At 69.8% G+C, this 16,213-nt stretch carries 16 protein-coding genes; 11 read left to right on the top strand and 5 right to left on the bottom strand.

Features of this window, described 5'->3' with window-relative positions; translation table 11 throughout:
* Positions 1 to 42 precede the first annotated feature (42 nt).
* The 4 genes from F603_RS0113915 (at position 43) to F603_RS0113900 (ending at position 5,568) form a co-directional block, all read left to right on the top strand.
* Positions 43 to 1,257, top strand: coding sequence for an amidohydrolase family protein (locus F603_RS0113915; protein WP_019546617.1), 1,215 nt, complete (start codon positions 43 to 45; stop codon positions 1,255 to 1,257).
* Between the two features lie 246 nt (positions 1,258 to 1,503).
* Complete coding sequence (locus F603_RS0113910) at positions 1,504 to 2,568, top strand: phosphotransferase family protein (RefSeq protein ID WP_026328402.1); 1,065 nt, start codon at positions 1,504 to 1,506, stop codon at positions 2,566 to 2,568.
* 34 nt (positions 2,569 to 2,602) lie between these two features.
* Positions 2,603 to 3,880, top strand: a complete 1,278-nt coding sequence (locus F603_RS0113905) for an acyl-CoA dehydrogenase family protein (protein ID WP_019546615.1) — start codon at positions 2,603 to 2,605, stop codon at positions 3,878 to 3,880.
* Between the two features lie 119 nt (positions 3,881 to 3,999).
* Positions 4,000 to 5,568, top strand: a complete 1,569-nt coding sequence (locus F603_RS0113900) for an AMP-binding protein (protein ID WP_019546614.1) — start codon at positions 4,000 to 4,002, stop codon at positions 5,566 to 5,568.
* Positions 5,569 to 5,629: 61 nt separating this feature from the next.
* Here the strand turns inward: F603_RS0113900 and F603_RS0113895 are convergent, their stop codons facing one another.
* Positions 5,630 to 6,436: an SDR family NAD(P)-dependent oxidoreductase gene (locus F603_RS0113895; protein ID WP_019546613.1), complete on the bottom strand. Its 807-nt coding sequence runs from the start codon at positions 6,434 to 6,436 to the stop codon at positions 5,630 to 5,632.
* A 33-nt stretch (positions 6,437 to 6,469) separates the two neighbouring features.
* On the opposite strand from F603_RS0113895, the gene F603_RS0113890 reads away from it, so the two are divergent.
* From F603_RS0113890 to F603_RS0113875, 4 genes are all read left to right on the top strand, one after another.
* Complete coding sequence (locus F603_RS0113890) at positions 6,470 to 7,123, top strand: TetR/AcrR family transcriptional regulator (RefSeq protein WP_026328399.1); 654 nt, start codon at positions 6,470 to 6,472, stop codon at positions 7,121 to 7,123.
* Between the two features lie 172 nt (positions 7,124 to 7,295).
* A complete protein-coding gene (locus tag F603_RS0113885; protein WP_211231080.1) occupies positions 7,296 to 8,078 on the top strand; it encodes an SDR family NAD(P)-dependent oxidoreductase in 783 nt (260 codons plus the stop codon).
* Positions 8,079 to 8,358: 280 nt separating this feature from the next.
* On the top strand, positions 8,359 to 8,577 hold the full coding sequence (locus F603_RS0113880; RefSeq protein WP_019546610.1) for a hypothetical protein: 219 nt from the start codon (positions 8,359 to 8,361) through the stop codon (positions 8,575 to 8,577).
* A gap of 101 nt (positions 8,578 to 8,678) precedes the next feature.
* The gene (locus F603_RS0113875; protein ID WP_019546609.1) at positions 8,679 to 9,452 is read left to right on the top strand and encodes an SDR family NAD(P)-dependent oxidoreductase; all 774 of its coding nucleotides are present in this window, start codon (positions 8,679 to 8,681) and stop codon (positions 9,450 to 9,452) included.
* Between the two features lie 29 nt (positions 9,453 to 9,481).
* On the opposite strand, the gene F603_RS0113870 is transcribed toward F603_RS0113875, so the two are convergent.
* Positions 9,482 to 10,099, bottom strand: a complete 618-nt coding sequence (locus tag F603_RS0113870; RefSeq protein ID WP_019546608.1) for a cysteine hydrolase family protein — start codon at positions 10,097 to 10,099, stop codon at positions 9,482 to 9,484.
* 301 nt (positions 10,100 to 10,400) lie between these two features.
* Here F603_RS0113870 and F603_RS0113865 point away from each other — a divergent pair, with 301 nt between their 5' ends.
* From F603_RS0113865 to F603_RS0113855, 3 genes are read left to right on the top strand one after another with little or no spacing between them, the layout of a single operon-like run.
* A complete protein-coding gene (locus F603_RS0113865; protein ID WP_019546607.1) occupies positions 10,401 to 11,225 on the top strand; it encodes an enoyl-CoA hydratase/isomerase family protein in 825 nt (274 codons plus the stop codon).
* Between the two features lie 5 nt (positions 11,226 to 11,230).
* Positions 11,231 to 11,632 (top strand): Zn-ribbon domain-containing OB-fold protein, encoded by a 402-nt coding sequence (locus F603_RS0113860; RefSeq protein WP_019546606.1) that lies wholly within the window; start codon positions 11,231 to 11,233, stop codon positions 11,630 to 11,632.
* Between the two features lie 39 nt (positions 11,633 to 11,671).
* On the top strand, positions 11,672 to 12,595 hold the full coding sequence (locus tag F603_RS0113855; protein ID WP_019546605.1) for an SDR family NAD(P)-dependent oxidoreductase: 924 nt from the start codon (positions 11,672 to 11,674) through the stop codon (positions 12,593 to 12,595).
* A gap of 189 nt (positions 12,596 to 12,784) precedes the next feature.
* On the opposite strand, the gene F603_RS0113850 is transcribed toward F603_RS0113855, so the two are convergent.
* From F603_RS0113850 to F603_RS0113840, 3 genes are read right to left on the bottom strand one after another with little or no spacing between them, the layout of a single operon-like run.
* On the bottom strand, positions 12,785 to 13,936 hold the full coding sequence (locus F603_RS0113850) for an acetyl-CoA acetyltransferase (protein ID WP_019546604.1): 1,152 nt from the start codon (positions 13,934 to 13,936) through the stop codon (positions 12,785 to 12,787).
* Positions 13,933 to 14,961, bottom strand: a complete 1,029-nt coding sequence (locus F603_RS0113845; protein WP_019546603.1) for an acyl-CoA dehydrogenase family protein — start codon at positions 14,959 to 14,961, stop codon at positions 13,933 to 13,935. Before F603_RS0113845 ends, F603_RS0113850 begins: the two co-directional genes overlap by 4 nt.
* A 16-nt stretch (positions 14,962 to 14,977) precedes the next feature.
* Complete coding sequence (locus F603_RS0113840) at positions 14,978 to 16,150, bottom strand: acyl-CoA dehydrogenase family protein (RefSeq protein ID WP_019546602.1); 1,173 nt, start codon at positions 16,148 to 16,150, stop codon at positions 14,978 to 14,980.
* Positions 16,151 to 16,213: the final 63 nt, after the last annotated feature.

Below are 16,213 nucleotides of genomic sequence, written 5' to 3'. Positions count from 1 at the left end.
CGGGGTGTTCCGTCCGGCTGCCGTCGATGCTTGGGAGGAAACATGCCGCTTCAGGACGACATGCAGTTGATATCGGTCGACGACCACCTGATCGAGCCGCCGACGCTGTGGACCGATCGGCTGCCGAAGAAGTATCAGGAGGACGGCCCGCGGATCGTCGAGATGGACATGAGCGAGAACGCGGGCGACGAGGCGCTCTCGGCCGCGCTGATCAACACCGCCCGTGAGGGCGGCAAGGGTGAGAAGGAGCCGGCCCAGGTGTGGCTCTACGAGGGCCGGGTCTACCCGAACATCGGGCTGAACGCCGTCGCGGGGAAGCGCCCGCAGGAGTACGGGATGGACCCGACGAGGTACTCGGACATGCTGCCCGGCTGTTACGACGTGCACGCGCGAGTGCGGGACATGGACATCGACGGGGTGCAGGCGGCCCTGTGCTTCCCGTCGTTCCCGCGGTTCTCGGGAACGGCGTTCCTCGAAGGCAAGGACAGGGAGTTGGCCAGGCTCTCGGTGCGCGCCTGGAACGACTTCCACCTCGACGAGTGGGCGGCGGCCTACCCCGACCGCTTCATCCCGATGATCATCCTCCCGCTCTGGGACCCTGAGGAGTCCGCCCGCGAGATTCGCCGGTGCGCCGCCAAGGGGGCGAAGGCGATCACCTTCCCGGAGAACACCGTCGGTCTCGGGCTGCCGTCCTTCTACACCGATCACTGGGACCCGGTCTTCCGCGCGGCCGAGGAGACCGGCATGCCGCTGTGCATGCACTTCGGCTCCTCGGGCAAGCCGCCGATCACCTCGCCCGAGGCGCCCATGGCGGTCATGATCTCGCTCTTCGGCACCAACTCCATGGACGCGACGGCCGATCTGCTCTTCTCTCCCGTCTTCCACAAGTTTCCCGAGCTGAAGGTCGCGCTCTCCGAGGGCGGCATCGGCTGGGTGCCCTACCTGCTGGAGCGGATCGACCTCACCTGGGAGAAGCACCGCTGGTACCAGAACGTCAACAAGGAGGTGCGCCCCTCCGACCTGTGGCGCAAGCACTTCTACGGCTGCTTCATCGACGACCTTGAGGGTGTCGTACGGCGCGAGATGGTCGGTATCGACAACATCATGTGGGAGTGCGACTACCCGCACTCGGACTCCAACTGGCCCAAGAGCCGCCAGTACGTCACCGAGTTGATGCAGGACGTACCGGATGAGGAGGCACACAAGATGGTGGAGTGGAACGCACGCCGTGTCTACAACTTCCCGCGCGCCTCCTGAACACCGGAAGGTAAGAATTCAGCGGCGGCCCGAATTCCCGCTGCTGCGGCCTGTACTTGAGGACGAAAATCCGTGCCGCGGGGCGGGGAAGGACGTTGCGGAGGATTCGAGGGCAGTCGTGCGTTTCGGGTGTGCACGGCTGCCCAGGTCGGGTTTCCCGGTCACGGCGGCGCGCGGACACTTGGGATTTCGTTCGCTCAAGTACAGTAATTGCGTTTCCAGTTGATGGTCATTATGTTTTCGCCTATGGCAGATAACGCGAAGGAAACCCTGCCGGAAGAGCCGGGTGTTGCCGGGCTCGATGTCGAGAGCCTCAGTCGTTGGATGGACGCGAAAGGGCTGCCGGGAGCGGGGGAGCTCGCCCGGGTCCGTGCGCTCTCCGGCGGCTCCCAGAACGAGCTCTACGAGATACTCCGGGGGGACGCGAGGATGGCGCTCCGCCGGCCGCCGGCGTACGGCGTCGAGGGACGTGCCAAGGTGCTCATGCGGGAGGCGCGCCTGCTCGAGGCCCTCGCCGACACCGACGTTCCGCACGCCGGGCTGCGCGCCGCCACGGACGACCCCGACGTCCTCGGCACGCCCTTCTACCTCATGGACCTCGTCGACGGTTGGAGCCCCATGCAGGGCGGCTGGGCCCCGCCTTTCGACACCGACCTGCGGGCGCGAGCGGGCCTGGCGCTCCAACTCGTCGACGGCGCCGCCAAGATGGCCCGCGTCAACTGGAAGGCCAGGGGGCTGGAGGGTTTCGGAAAGCCGGCCGGCTTCCTCGACCGTCAGGTCGACCGATGGCTCACGCACCTGGCCCGCTTCCGATTCCGCGAGCTTCCCGGACTTGAGGAGGCGGCCGAGTGGCTCCGCACACATCAGCCTCCGCATTTCCGGCCCGGTATCATGCACGGCGACTACCAGTTCGCCAATGTCATGTACCGGCATGGCGCTCCGGCCGAACTCGCCGCGATCATCGACTGGGAGATGGCCACCGTCGGCGACCCGCTGCTCGACCTCGGCTGGGTGCTCGTCTCGTGGCCGCCAGAGGGCGACGACATGACCGCCTCGCGCTACCTCGACTACGCCGGCATGCCCTCGCGGGAGGCCATGCTCGAGCACTACGCCGCGGTCAGCGGCCTGGACGTCTCGTACATCGACTACTACGTCGTGCTCGCCCGCTTCAAGCTCGCCATCGTCCTGGAGGCGAGCGTCGCCCGGCATGCCGAGGGCCAGGCGGACGAGCGGGTGGCCCGCTTCGGCCCGATCGTGCTGGAGCTCATGCGCAAGGCCGCCTCCCTCGCCCGGACGACGGCGCTGCGTTAGCCCGCGCCCCCACCCTCACCACCAAGGAGCCGACATGGCTTGGGACTTCGAGACGGACCGAGAGTTTCAGCAGAAACTGGACTGGGCCGAGGCCTTCGTCCGCGAGGAGGTGGAACCCCTCGACCTGGTCTGGCCGCACGACAGCTACAAGCCGTTGGACGAAGAGCACCGCAAGGTCGTCGACCCGCTCAAACAGCGGGTCAGGGAGCAGGAGTTGTGGGCCTGCCATCTGGAGCCCGCGCTCGGGGGCCAGGGGTACGGACAGCTGAAGCTCGCCCTGCTCAACGAGATACTCGGCAGGTCCGCCTGGGCTCCCGTGATCTTCGGTACCCAGGCGCCCGACACCGGCAATGCAGAGATCCTGGCCCACTTCGGCAGCCTCGAGCAGCAGCGCCGCTACCTGCAACCGCTGCTCGACGGCGAGATCTTCTCCTGCTACTCGATGACCGAGCTGCAAGGCGGGGCGGATGTCTCGGGGTTCGAGACCGCCGCCGTACGCGACGGTGAGGACTGGATACTCAACGGCACCAAGTTCTTCTCATCCAACGCCCGTTACGCCACCTTCTGCATCGTGATGGCGTATACCGACAAGGCCGCGGGGCCCCACGGCGGCATGTCGATGTTCCTCGTCCCCACCGACACCCCCGGGGTGCGGATCGAGCGCAGCCTCGCGCTCATCCACGAGCCGGCCGAGGAGGGCTCCGAGGCGTACATCCACTACGAGAACGTACGTGTGCCCCACGCCGCCCTGCTGGGCGAGGAGGGCAGGGCTTTCGAGGTCGCCCAGGTCCGGCTCGGCGGCGGCAGGGTCCACCATGCGATGCGCACCGTGGGGCTCGCGCAGCGTGCCCTGGACATGATGTGCGAGCGCGCGGTCTCCCGCACCACCAGGGGCAAGCCGCTCTCCGAGCGCGAGACGGTGCAGTCCTATGTCGCCGAGTCCTATGCGCAGTTGACCCAGTTCAGGCTCTTCGTGCTGCGGACCGCCTGGCTGATCGACAAGACCCAGGACTACTCGCAGTGCCGCAAGGACATCAGCGCCATCAAGTTCCTCACCCCGAAGGTGCTCCACGACGTCGTGCAGCGCTCCATCCAGGTGCACGGCGCGCTCGGCGTCACCCAGGACACCCCGCTGGCGAAAATGTGGGTGACCGCGCCGGTCATGGGCCTGGTGGACGGGCCGACCGAGGTGCACCTGCGGCAGGTCGCGCGCCGGGTGCTCCAGGAGTACGAGCCGACCGAGGGGAGTTGGCCCACCGACCACATTCCCTCCCGGCTCGCCGCGGCCCGCGAGAAGCTCGGGCTCGCCTGAGCTGCGTCCTGCGGCCGTGACGATCCCCTCGCGGCCGACTGTCCGGCCCGCGGGGCCCCGGTGCGGGCCGGGGCCCCGCGGGGCTCTTCAAGTCCCGTCGTACGCACCGGAGGTGCGCGGTGATTCCGCAGCAGTCGCAGACACAGCAGCCGACCCCCGTCACCCCCGACCACTGGGCGACTCGCAGTCCCGACAGGCCGGCCGTGATCGTCCCGGACGGCCAGGTGCTCACCTACCGCCAACTCGTCGATGCTTCCGTCGACTTGGCCCGCACCTGGCGCGGCCTCGGCCTGCTGCCGGGGGACCGGGTGGCGCTGGTGATGGAGAACCGCGTCGAGTATCCCATCGTTGCGATCGCGGCGCTGCGCAGCGCCGCCCGCCTCGTTCCGGTCGGCAGCCACCTCACCGACGCCGAGATGGCGCACGTCCTCGCGCACGCGGACGCCCGGGTGGTGGTGACGAGCAGCCGGCTTCGGCCGACGGTGGAGCGGGCGCTCGCGGAATGTCCCGCCGTCGAGGCAGTGCTCGTCGCCGGTGCCGGGAGCGGCCGCTTCACGCTGGCCCGCGGCGGCAAGGGATCACCCTCGGCGGAGCCGCCGGACGATGTCGGACAAGGGTCGGCGCAGGGCGACTTCATGTTCTACTCTTCGGGCACCACGGGAGCACCGAAGGGGATACTCCGCCCGCTGCCCGCTGTGACCTTCGCCGAGGGCGACCCCCTGACCCGTGGGTTCCGGGAGGCATGGGACTTCACCCCCGAGTCGGTCTGGCTCAACACCGCCCCGCTGTACCACGCCTTCCCGCTCCAGGTCTGCTCCTCGGTGCTCCGCTGGGGCGGCACGCTGGTGCTCACCGAGCGGTTCGAGGCCGCGGACTTCCTCGACCTGCTGGCCACCTACCGGGTGACCCATCTGAACCTGGTGCCCACCATGTTCGTACGTCTCCTCAGGCTCCCGGCCGAACTCCGCCAGCACGCCGACACCTCCACCGTGCGCTACGCGGTGCACGCGGGCGCGCCCTGCCCCGTCGAGGTCAAGCGGGAGATGATGCGCTGGTGGGGCCCGGTCCTCTACGAGTTCTACGGCGGCAGCGAGAACATCGGCATGGTCTTGATCACCCCGCAGGAGTGGCTCGCCCACCCGGGCTCGGTCGGGCGCCCGCAGCCCGGCACCGTCACCGTCCTCGACGAGGAGCACCGGCCCGTACCCCCGTACACCAGGGGAGGTGTCTGGTTCGAGGGCGCACGCCGGTTCAGCTATCACAAGGCCGCCGAGAAGACCGCGGACGTCTCCGACGACGAGGGGCGCGCGACCCTGGGCGACATCGGATATCTCGACGAGGACGGCTACCTTTACCTCGACGGCCGCCGAACCGACCTGATCGTCTCCGGCGGCGTCAATATCTACCCGGCCGAGGTCGAGAACCGCCTCTCGGCGCACCCCGCCGTCTTCGACGTCGGGGTGATCGGTGTCCCGGACGAGGAGTTCGGCCAACAGGTCAGGGCAGTGGTCCAGTTGGAGGAAGGGGAGACTCCGACGCCCCGGCTCGCGGAGGAGTTGCTCGCCTTCTGCCGGGAGCGGCTCGCCGGCTTCAAGTGCCCACGCTCGCTCGTCTTCGAGGCGGAGCTGCCGCGGACCAGTGCGGGCAAGCTGCTGAAGCGGGTGTTGGTCGAACAGGCCCTGCGGTAGGCGGCGTCGGCCGGCGCGGCCGAGGCGCCCCCCGGGGTGCGGACCGCGCCGGCACGGGCGTCTAGGGGATGCCGCCGTCGGAGCGGACCACGGTGCCGGAGGTGTAGCTCGCCGCGCTGCTGGCGAGGAAGAGCGCGGCGCCGACGATCTCCTCGGGCTCGCCGATCCTCTCCAGATGGAGGCGATGGGCCTGCTCGTTGGTGTACTCCATGTCCCAGGCCGCGCTGACGTCGGTCAGATACTGGCCGGGCATCAGGGTGTTGACGCGCACCTCCGGGCCGAGGAGCTCGGCGAACCCCTCGGTCATGGCGTTGAGCCCGCTCTTGGCCGCGGCATAGGGGATGATGGCGCCCCGGGGGCGCAGGGAGCCGGTGCTGCTGACGTTGATGATGCTGCCCGAGCCCTGTTCCTTCATGCGGGTGCCCACGAGTTGGGTGAGCCGGAAGGGTCCCTTGAGGTTCAGGTTGAGGACGGAGTCGTACATCCGCTCCGTGACGTCGGTGATCTTCTCGTAGACGGGGGACATCCCGGCGTTGTTGACGAGCACGTCCACGGTGCCGAAGGCTGCGTACGCAGCGTCGACCAGCTCGGGTATCTCCTCCCAGCGCCCCAGGTGGCAGCTGTGTGCCAACGCCCGGCGGCCGGTGGTCTGTTCGATCTCCTCGACCACCCGCTGACAGCTGTCGAGTTTTCTGCTGGCGACCACGGTGTTCGCCCCCGCGGCGGCGAACGCCAGGCTCATCCGGCGGCCGAGTCCGCGGCTGCCGCCGGTCACCAGGGCGGTCTTGCCGGTGAGATCGAAGAGGCGGAAGGGGTAGGGGATGTCGCCGGTGTCGCGTGGCGTGGTCTGATTGCTGTTGGAAGTCATGAAGTTCCCCGAATCAGAATTGGATTACCCAGAATGGATGACGGTACCTCAGGAGAGTCGTTGCAGACGGGCGCGAGCCGGGCTTCCATAGCTGCGGAACGGCGAATGGCTCGGCGACGGGAGGCCGCTGAGGCGGAGATCGACCGATTGCTCGCGCTGACACTGGAGTTGGTGGCCGAGAAGGCCCCCGCAATTCCCTCGGTCTCGGAGATAGTGACGGCGGCCGGAATCTCCAACCAGACGCTGTATCGGTCTTTTCCGAGCAAGGACGATCTGATCATGGCGGTACTGGAGCGGGGTGTCCAGAGGGGAGCGGAGCGGATCGGGGACCGGATGGCGGAGGAGCCGGACCCCCGACAGCGGATTCTGGTCTGGGTGCGTGGCGTGCTCCGGCAGGTATCCGACCCGCGGTCGGCACGGACCTCCCGTGCCGTCCTCCGGCACCTGGGGCTGGCCGGGGCGAACACGGGAAGCTCGGAGGGGGAGCTGCTGCGCCCGATCACGGGGCTGCTCGTGGCGCCGCTGAAGGAGCTGGGACGCGAGCCGGAGCATAAAGCGCCATACCTGTCAGATCTTACACTGGGAATGATGCGAAGGCACCTGTGGAGCAACACCGAGCCGACTCCGGACGATGCCGAGAGACTAGCCCGTTTCATCCTCCGTGGTCTCGGTATTGAACGGACATGAAGAGCCCGCGGGCTGCTGCGCGGGGAAGCACGCCCGGCATCTTGACACGTGACTGTCTCTGTCAGAAGTTGAGGGTATACGGGCTCCGGGTCCAGGTGGCCTCCGGTGCCTGATCGGGCACCGGTCGGGGACGAGCGGGTGAAGGGCGGCGGGGCTGATGGTGGAGTGGAGCGTGGCCGGCAGGGTCGCGGTGGTGACCGGCGCGGCGTCCGGGATCGGTTTCGCACTCGCGCGTGAACTACAGGCCGCCGGCGCCGAGGTGGTCCTCGCCGACATCGAACAGCGCGCGTTGGACGCCGCCTCGGCGGACCTCGGCCTCCAGGGCGTACGGGTGGACGTCTCGCGGTACGAGGACGTGCAGCGCCTCGGGGATGCCGTCATGGCGCGGCACGGTCGGGTGGACCTGGTCGTCAACAACGCGGGGGTGGCGCGTCTCGCGCCCTTCGAGCAGCTCTCGTTGGACGACTTCGCCTGGGTGCTCGGGGTGAACCTCTGGGGTGTCGTCAACGGAATGAAGGTCTTCCTGCCGCTCCTGGAGCGCACGTCGCAGGACGGCTTCCTGGTGAACACCGCATCGATCGCGGGGTTCCGCAACGGGCCCGGGCTCGGGGCATACGCGATGTCGAAGTCCGGCGTCGTCGCGCTCACCGAGACGGTGGCGCAGGAGCTCGCCGAGCGAGGCTCGGGTGTGGGGGTGGGCGTCCTGGCGCCCGCTCGGGTCACTTCCAGGATCGCGACGAGTGCGCGCAACCGCCCGGGGGTGCCTGCCGGGCCGGTTCCCAAGGCTCAGACGCCCCCGGTGCCAGGTGAGTTGACGGCCGCGGAGGCGGCTCGCAGGGCGCTGGCGGGGATATGCCGTCGCGAGCTCTACCTCGTGACCCACCCGGAGGCGCTCGCCTCGCTGCAACAGCGGCAGCGCCGGATCGAGGCCGCGTTCGAAGCCGCGGGCGCATGAGATACGAAGCGTCAGACGAAATGCCCGTCCGGCGTGTTCAGCGCTGTTCATTGCCCCAACGCACCTGATCCTTCCAGGGGCGTTGACGCCTACGGGGCTCCTGGCTAATGTACGAGGCGTCAGAAATGCCGATGCGACGGCGGTGTGGCCGGCGCCGGTACCGGAGGCCGCCTGTGTGTCGGCCCGCTCGGGGGCCGTCATTCGGCGACGAGCGGCGAAGCCAGGGATGGGTCCCGCAGACCGGCCGACCCCGGGCCGTCCGCAAGCTCTGGAGCCGCTGATGAGCAACGGACGAGACATCGACGCCGCCGACTGGGTCGACGACGACCTGCTGACCCGCGATGAGGCAGGCGAACGGCTGCGCGGCGAGATCGACGAAACCCGGGCCCGGCTGGCCGAGTTGGAGGGCTCGGCGAGTCCGGTGCCTGCCGTCGCGGACTCCGTCCGGCTGCTGCGTCGCCGCCTTTCGGCGTTGGAGGAGGCCCACGGCGCGCTGTAGCGGAGCCGGGTCGGTCGGTACGGGGCCACCGCCGGCACCCGTGCGCCGCGAGTCGGCGTGCGGCGCTGCCCGGTGGCCGCGAACGCGAGAGAGGACGTGCGGTGGGAGACAGGCTGAACGGCAAGGTGGCGCTGATCTCGGGCTCCACAAGGGGAATCGGGCGCTCGATGGCGGAGCACTTCGCTTCGGAAGGTGCCCGCGTCATCGTCGCGGGGCGCACCGTCGACCGTGGCGAGAAGGTCGTGGGGCGGATCAGGGACGCCGGTGGCGAGGCCGAGTTCCGGCAGCTGGACATCGGCGACGAGGCGAGCGTGCGCTCCGTGGTGGAGTCGACGGTCGAGCGGTACGGTGCCCTGCACACCCTGGTGAACAACGCGGCGCCGACGGGGGCCGTGGCCGGGTCGGTGAAGCCGATGCACGAGTACACCAACGAGGACTGGGACGGCATCGTCCGGGACACGTTGACGGGATCGGTCTTCTGGATGACGAAGTACGCGTGGCCCCATCTGGCGGCGGCGCCCGGCGCCTCGATCCTCAACATCTCCTCCGGGCAGTCGGTGGCCGGGTTCAAGGGGTTCAGCGCCTACAGCGCGGCCAAGGGCGCCATCAACAGCCTCACACGCACGCTCGCGGTCGAGGGCGGCGAGGACGGTATCCGGGCCAACGTCCTCGTCGTCGGGCGGGTGGTGGCGTTGCGCGGGGACTCCGGGTTGCACACCGGCGGCGGTCGACTGACCCGGATCGGCGGGCCGATGGACATCGCCTACGCCGCGACCTGGCTCTCCTCCGACGAGGCCGCGTTCGTCACGGGCTCGACGATCACCGCGGACGGCGGGTTCTCCATCAACGGCGACGCCGCCTCCGAGGCTGAATAGGCGGCCGGGCGCCGTGTGCCGCCGGCGCGTCAGCCGAGTCGGGCCCGTATCTGCTCGGCCGAGCGGATACGGGCGGCCACGCCGAGCTGGTTCTCCAGTAGGAAGGTGTGGGCCTCGGGCGACGCGCCTGCGGTGCAGTCCTCGGCGACGACCACGTGGTAGCCGCGGTTGACGGCCTCGAAAGCCAGCCCGGGCAGCGCCACGTTGGTGGAGACGCCGGTGAGCACGAGCGTGCGGACCCGCTGTAGGCGGAGCATCGCATCGAGTTCGGTGCCGTAGAACGCCGTGATCCCGGTGGCGCGGTTGCTGACGAGGTCACTGGGGTGCGGGGCGAGTTCGGGCGGGATCTCGACGTCACGGGTGCCCTCGGTCATGGACCTCTCGCGCAACGCGACCTTGCCGAGGTAGGAGTTGGCGACCATGCCGGCCTGGTCCTGCCGGTGCGCGATGGTGCAGTGCACGACCGGCAGGCCCCGGCTGCGGAATTCCCCTGCGAGCCGGGCGATGCGCGGCACGATGCCGCGGGAGGCCGCGTGTGCGGCGAGGCCGCCGGAGACCGAGCGGTCCGGGTCGAGGATGCCGCGTTGGCATTCGCTGATCACCAGTGCCGGCGCAGTGAGTGGCTCGGTCGACGGGGCCTCGGTCATGGCTGCACCTCTCTCGCAAGGGCGGGTCCCCTAGTGACGTCTCTGTCTGAAGATATCCCCTGAGGTTCCTCTTTGACAGAGGCGGAAATCAACTTCCCCAGGATACATACATAAGTAGCATCCACAGAGGTTGCCGTAAGGTGACATGGCTGCCAGAATCTCCTGGTGTACGGGTCTGCTGTCGATGCCTCGCAGGCCCGTACACCGGCCGCCGTGCGCCGGGCCGCACCGCCCGATGCCCGTCGCCGCAACCGCTGCGTTCGTCGTGGACGGCCCGCCCGCGGGTCGGCGAGGAGGTTCCGTGACCAGTACGGCGCAAGAACAGAACGACGGCCCGGGAGTGCTCCATGCGCAGCAGGAGGGCGCCCTGACGATCACGCTGAACCGGCCCGCCTCGGGCAACGCGCTCCGCCCCGTCGACCGCGACGAGGTGATCCGCCTCCTGCAACAGGCGGACGCGGACCCGGAGGTCCGGGTCGTCGTACTCCGGGCGGCGGGGCGGCACTTCTGCACCGGCGCCGATGTGGTCAAGTTGGGCGAAGGACAGGCCAACGAGGTCAAGCGGGTCACCGTCCCGATGCGTCGCATCATGAACGGCGCACAGCGGCTGATGAGCGCGGTGCTCGATTGCGGCAAGCCCGTGATCGCCGTGGTCCAGGGGGCGGCCGCCGGCATCGGCGCCCATCTCGCCTACGCCGCCGACCTGGTGGTGGCGACCGAGGCCGGGTACTTCGCCGAGTCCTTCGTCAAGCGCGGACTGGTGGTCGACGGGGGCGGCGCCTATCTGCTGCCCCGGCGGATCGGCATGCAGCGCGCCAAGGAGATGGTGCTCTTCGGCGAGAAGCTGCCGGCCGCGGAGGCGTACCGGCTCGGCCTGGTGAACCGGGTCGTGTCGGCCGGCGAACTCGACGCCGCTGTAAAGGAGTTCGTCGACCGCCTGGTGACCGCGCCGACGAGTGCGATCGCCCTGACCAAGCGACTCTTCAACGACTCGCCCGACGGCGACCGCAGCGCCGCCTTCGGCGCCGAGGCCATGGCGCAGGAGATCCAGTCCTACGCCCACGATTCCACGGAAGGGGTGCGCGCCTTCGTGGAGAAGCGCCCCGCCGCATACCTGGGGTGGTGAGACCGATGACCGACCAGCCGACCATCGAGCCCGAGACGCGTCTCTACTGGGACGCAGCGCACGAGGGCAGACTGCTCCTCGCGCGCTGCGGCGCGTGCAGCGCCGTGCACCACTACCCGCGCCCCTTCTGCCCGAGCTGCTGGAGCGAGAACGTGGCCCCTTTCGAAGCCTCGGGCCGGGGGATCGTCCACACCTTCTCCACGGTCCACGTGAACGACCTGCCGCCCTTCGACGAACGGCTGCCCTACGTCGCGGCCCTCGTCGAACTGGCGGAGGGGCCCCGTCTGATGACCAACGTCGAGGGGTGCGCTCCGGAGGAGGTCACGATCGGCATGCCGGTGCGGGCGCACTTCCGCGAGATCGCCCCCGGGACCGAGGCGACAGTCTTCCGTCCGGTCGGCCGCTGACGCCGGCACCACAGAGCGAAGCATGAGGAGAGAACACGCATGACTGGACTGCTCGACGGCAAGGTCGCCCTGGTGACCGGCTCCGGACACGGAATCGGTCGGGCCCACGCCCTGGAGCTCGCGAGGCACGGCGCCACGGTCATCGTCAACGATCTCGGTACGTCGATCGACGGGGCAGGGACCGGCAAGGTGGCCGACGAAGTGGTGAGGGTCATCACCGATCGCGGGGGCCTGGCACTCTCCGACTTCAGCGACGTCGGTGACGAGGACCAGGTCGAGGCGCTCGTCGAACGGGCCTGGAGCGAACTGGGCCGGCTGGACATCGTGGTGAACAACGCCGGCATCGTCCGCGACCGTGCCATCTGGAACATGAGCGCCGAGGACTTCGACCTGGTGATGCGGGTCCATGTCCGCGGCAGTTGGCTGACGAGCAGGGCCGTCGCGCGCCGTTGGCGCGCGGAGTCCAAGGCGAGCGGCGGCAAGGTCTACGGGCGCATCGTCAACACCACCTCGGGTGCGGGTCTGTTGGGCCACTTCGGGCAGTCGAACTACGGCGCCGCCAAGGCGGCGATCGTCGGACTGACGCAGACGCTGAGCCTGGAGCTCGCCTCCACAGGCGTCACCGTCAACGCCATCAGCCCGGGCGGCCACACCCGGATGTCGGCGACGATGCCGGGGGCGGCTCCGGCCCTGGAGGCCGACGAGCGGGACGAGGACGAGTTCGATCCCAAGGACCCCTCGCTCGGCTCGCCGGTGGTCGCCTGGCTGGCAAGCCCGGAAGCCGGGCACGTCAGCGGGCAGGTGATCAAGGCGCTCGGCGAGAACATCCAGTGGCTGCGCGGGTGGACTCCGGTGGCGACCGTCTCCAACGGCGGCAAGCGCTGGGACGCGAACACGCTGGGCGGTGTGCTCGGTACCGACGTCTTCGGCACCCGGGCGGCGGGGTTGCGTCTGGGCGGCTGACGCGGCGCCAGCCACGCGGTACGGACGAGGGTGCCGCCCGACGCCGCGAGCGTCGGGCGGCACCCTCGCCCGTCGGCAGACGGGCAGTGCGAGTCGAACTCGCTTCTGTCGCAGGGGCGTTGGTAAGACGGAAATGCGGGCGGGGCCCGATCTCGGAGCCCCGCCCGCGGACGTGCACCAGGTGGAAGGTCAGCCCGCCTCGGTGCCCAGCAGCACCGTCCCGCTGGAGCAGAACCAGCCGCCGGTGCCGCTGACACACGCCACCCGCGGGTCCGGCACCTGGCGTGGGCCGCACTCGCCCCGCAGTTGCCGTACCGCCTCCACGATCAGGAAGAGGCCGCGCTGCCCCGGATGGCAGGCGGAGAGCCCGCCGCCGTCGGTGTTGGTCGGCAGTTCGCCGCCGAGCCGCAGCCGGCCGCCCTCCACGAAGTCGCCGCCCTCGCCCTTCTTGCAGAAGCCGAGGTCCTCGAGGGTCAGCATCAGCATGTACGTGAACGCGTCGTACAGCTCGCACACGTCGACGTCCGAGGGACGAAGCCCGGCGCGTTCGAAGGCGAGCCGTCCGCTGACCGCCGCCGGGCCCACTGTCAGGTCGTCCCACTGGCTGGTGAGCATGTGGGAGGTGGCCTCTCCGGTGCCGAGGACCCAGATCGGCTCGGTGGCGATGTCGGGCAGCCGGTCCTCGGCGACGACGACGGCCGCGGCGCCGCCGTCCGAACGGATGCAGCAGTGGAGCTTGGTGAAGGGGTCGGCGATCATCCTGCCGCCGAGTACGTCGTCGACGGTGATCGGGGCCCGGTAGTACGCCTCCGGATTGCGGGCGGCGTTGCTCCGGCTGGAGACGGCGACCTCGGCCAACTGCTCGATCGTAGTGCCGTACTCGTGCATGTGGCGCTTGGCCGCCATCGCGTACTTCGAGATCAGCGTGTGGCCGTAGGGCGCCTCCCATTGCAGCGGCCCGCGCGAGCCCCAGTCGATGCTGCCGGTACGCAGCCCCTTGCGCAGGTCGCTGCGGGCGGTCGAGCCGTAGGTGAGCAGCACGACATCGGCGTGGCCGGCGGCGATGGCGTCCGCCGCGTGCGCCAGCATCACCTCCCAGGAGGCGCCGCCGACCGCGGTGGAGTCGATCCAACGGGGCCGCAGTCCGAGGTACTCGCCGACATCGACGGGCGGCAGGGTGCCCTGCGAGGTGGAGGCGAGGCCGTCGATGTCGGCCGGGGTGAGCCCGGTCTCGGCGAGCGCCCGCCTGCTCGCCTGCGCGATCAGCTGGTAGGGGGACTTGTCGTCGACGCGCCCGACATCGGAGAGGGCGACTCCGGCGATGGCGGCCTTCCTGGTCACTGGGCGGCTCCTTGGGTGAGCAGTTCGGCGAGTACGTCGGCCGGCTCGGCGAAGAGGTGGTCGAGGACGTGGGCGCGCTTGAGGTAGAGGTGTGTGTCGTGCTCGGCGGTGAAGCCCATGCCGCCGTGGAGTTGGATGCACGACGCGGCGTTGTCGATCGCCGCGCGGCCTGCCACGGACTTCGCGGCGAGCAGTTGGAAGCGCACGTCCTGCCGGGCGGACGAGACGCTCACCGAGGCGAAGAGGGCCTGCGAGACGGCCGCCTCGGCGCGTACGGCCATGTCGACGCAGGCGTGCTTCACCGCCTGGTTGACGCCGATGGGCCGGCCGAACTGCTCCCGGGTGGCGGCGTGTTCGGTGGCGAGCTCGGAGGTGGCCTCTGCGAGGCCCGCGAGCATCGCGGCGCTGAGCACCAGCGCGCGATCCGCGAGGCGTTCGGTCTCCGCCGGCACCCAGTGGGTCGGCTCCGTGGCGGCGAGGGTGGTCGTGGCGAGCCGGGTGCCGGGGTCGATCGCCTCGACCCGTGTCACCTGCTCGGCGGCCGGGGGCGGGAGGAGCGCGGCGCCCTCCTCGGTCACCAGGAGCAGGTGGTCGCAGTCGGCTGCGTCCACCAGGTCGAAGGTGCCCTTGACTCTGTCGGGACCGATCTCACCGTCGCCGCGCAGCTCCGCGAGACCCACCCACTCCTCGCCTGAGCCGATGCGGGCGGCGAGTTGAGCGTCACCGCAGGCCGCGGCGACCCTGGCCCCGAGCGCGCCCGCGATGTAGGGGCCGGGGGCGAGCTGTCCGCCCAACTCGCGGAAGAGCAGGGCCTCGTCGTCGAGCGGACGTCCCGAGCCACCGTACTCCTCGGCCAGGCCGAGCGTGAGCAGGCCGATGTCGCAGCCTGCCGCCCACTGGGCGCGATCGACCGCGCAGTCCTGCCCGGCCCGGTCGCGCAGTGTGCGGATCGGCTGTTGGTCGGTGAGGAACTCCGACGCGGCGGAGAGGAGTTCGAGCTGCTCCTCGGAGGGCAGAAGGTCCATCGTTCCGGTTCCCCTTTCACCTGGGCAGACCGAGGACCCGGTCCCCGATGATGTTCCGCTGGATCTCCGACGTGCCGCCGCCGATCGAACTGGAGAAGGAGTGCAGGTAGTTGCCGACCCAGCCCTGTTCGTGGCGGTCGGCGCCGCGGCGCAGTGCCTCGGGACCCACGATCTCCATCGCCAGCGCGGAGACGTCCTTGTGCAGGTCGGCGTAGTGGAGTTTGAGCATGGAGCCCTTCGGCCCCGGAGTGTCCGACTGCATGCTGCGGCAGATGCCGACGTACGTCATGGCACGCAGCGCCGCGACATCGGCGCGGGCCCGTGCGAGCCGTCGGGCGATCTCGTCGTCGGCGATGGCCGGGCGCCTGCGGTCGGGTCCGACGTGATCGCGGGCGTAGTCGATGAGGTCCTCGACGATCCGGGCGAGGTGGACCTGGGAGGCGGTGAAGGCGGTGCCCCGCTCGAAGGCGAGCGTGGACATCGCGACGCTCCAGCCGTTGCCGAGGCCGCCGACGACGTTGGAGAGGGGGATGCGCACCTCGTCGTAGAAGACCTCGCAGAACTCCGCGCCGCCTTCCATCGTGCGGATCGGGCGTACCTCAATGCCGGGGCTGTGCATGTCGCAGACGGTCCAGGTGATTCCCTTGTGCTTGGTACCCGAGTCGTCGGTGCGCACCAGCAGTTCCTGGTAGTCGGCCGAGGCCGCGAAGCTGGTCCACACCTTCTGTCCCGTGACGATGAGTTCGTCGCCGTCGACGACGGCCTTGGTGCGCAGCGAGGCGAGGTCGGAGCCGGCGTCGGGCTCGGAGAAGCCCTGGCACCAGATGTCCTCGCCGCGCAGGATCCTCGGCAGGTGGAAGCTCTTCTGCTCCGCGGAGGCCCGGGTGATGAGGGTGGGCCCCGCGTGGCTCTGCCCGACGAAGCACGCATCGATCGACGGCAGGCCGTGCGCGGCGTACTCCTCGTACCAGATCAGCTGTTCGGCGAGGGTGGCGCCGCGCCCGCCGTACTCGGCGGGCCAGGAGATGCCGGCCCAGCCGCCCTCCCACTGAGTGCGCTGCCAGGCCAGGTCGAACTCGCGGACGCCCTGCGGATCGTCGGGTCGCGGGTCGCGTGGCTTGTTCTCGGCGAGCCAGGTCCGTACCCGCTCGCGGAAGTCCAGCTGGTCCTCGGTGAAGTCCAGGTCCATCGGTGGCCTTTCGTCTGGTGCCGGGGACCGTTCGGCCCGCCTGCGGCGGGTACCGCGGCGGCC

The organism is Streptomyces sulphureus DSM 40104, from assembly GCF_000381025.1.
In the GTDB taxonomy this organism is placed as follows: domain Bacteria; phylum Actinomycetota; class Actinomycetes; order Streptomycetales; family Streptomycetaceae; genus Streptomyces; species Streptomyces sulphureus.
The sequence above is the reverse complement of the archived record's forward strand: the minus strand, read 5'-3'. Positions and strand labels throughout refer to the sequence as shown.

What these genes read in the sequence shown, in the direction of transcription:
- F603_RS0113910 (WP_026328402.1), top strand. Translation starts at nt 1,504, where the DNA reads ATGGCAGATAACGCGAAGGAAACCCTGCCGGAAGAGCCGGGTGTTGCC.
- F603_RS0113895 (WP_019546613.1), bottom strand. Translation starts at nt 6,436, where the DNA reads ATGACTTCCAACAGCAATCAGACCACGCCACGCGACACCGGCGACATC.
- F603_RS0113880 (WP_019546610.1), top strand. Translation starts at nt 8,359, where the DNA reads ATGAGCAACGGACGAGACATCGACGCCGCCGACTGGGTCGACGACGAC.
- F603_RS0113890 (WP_026328399.1), top strand. Translation starts at nt 6,470, where the DNA reads ATGGATGACGGTACCTCAGGAGAGTCGTTGCAGACGGGCGCGAGCCGG.
- F603_RS0113855 (WP_019546605.1), top strand. Translation starts at nt 11,672, where the DNA reads ATGACTGGACTGCTCGACGGCAAGGTCGCCCTGGTGACCGGCTCCGGA.
- F603_RS0113860 (WP_019546606.1), top strand. Translation starts at nt 11,231, where the DNA reads ATGACCGACCAGCCGACCATCGAGCCCGAGACGCGTCTCTACTGGGAC.
- F603_RS0113840 (WP_019546602.1), bottom strand. Translation starts at nt 16,150, where the DNA reads ATGGACCTGGACTTCACCGAGGACCAGCTGGACTTCCGCGAGCGGGTA.
- F603_RS0113915 (WP_019546617.1), top strand. Translation starts at nt 43, where the DNA reads ATGCCGCTTCAGGACGACATGCAGTTGATATCGGTCGACGACCACCTG.
- F603_RS0113845 (WP_019546603.1), bottom strand. Translation starts at nt 14,961, where the DNA reads ATGGACCTTCTGCCCTCCGAGGAGCAGCTCGAACTCCTCTCCGCCGCG.
- F603_RS0113870 (WP_019546608.1), bottom strand. Translation starts at nt 10,099, where the DNA reads ATGACCGAGGCCCCGTCGACCGAGCCACTCACTGCGCCGGCACTGGTG.
- F603_RS0113905 (WP_019546615.1), top strand. Translation starts at nt 2,603, where the DNA reads ATGGCTTGGGACTTCGAGACGGACCGAGAGTTTCAGCAGAAACTGGAC.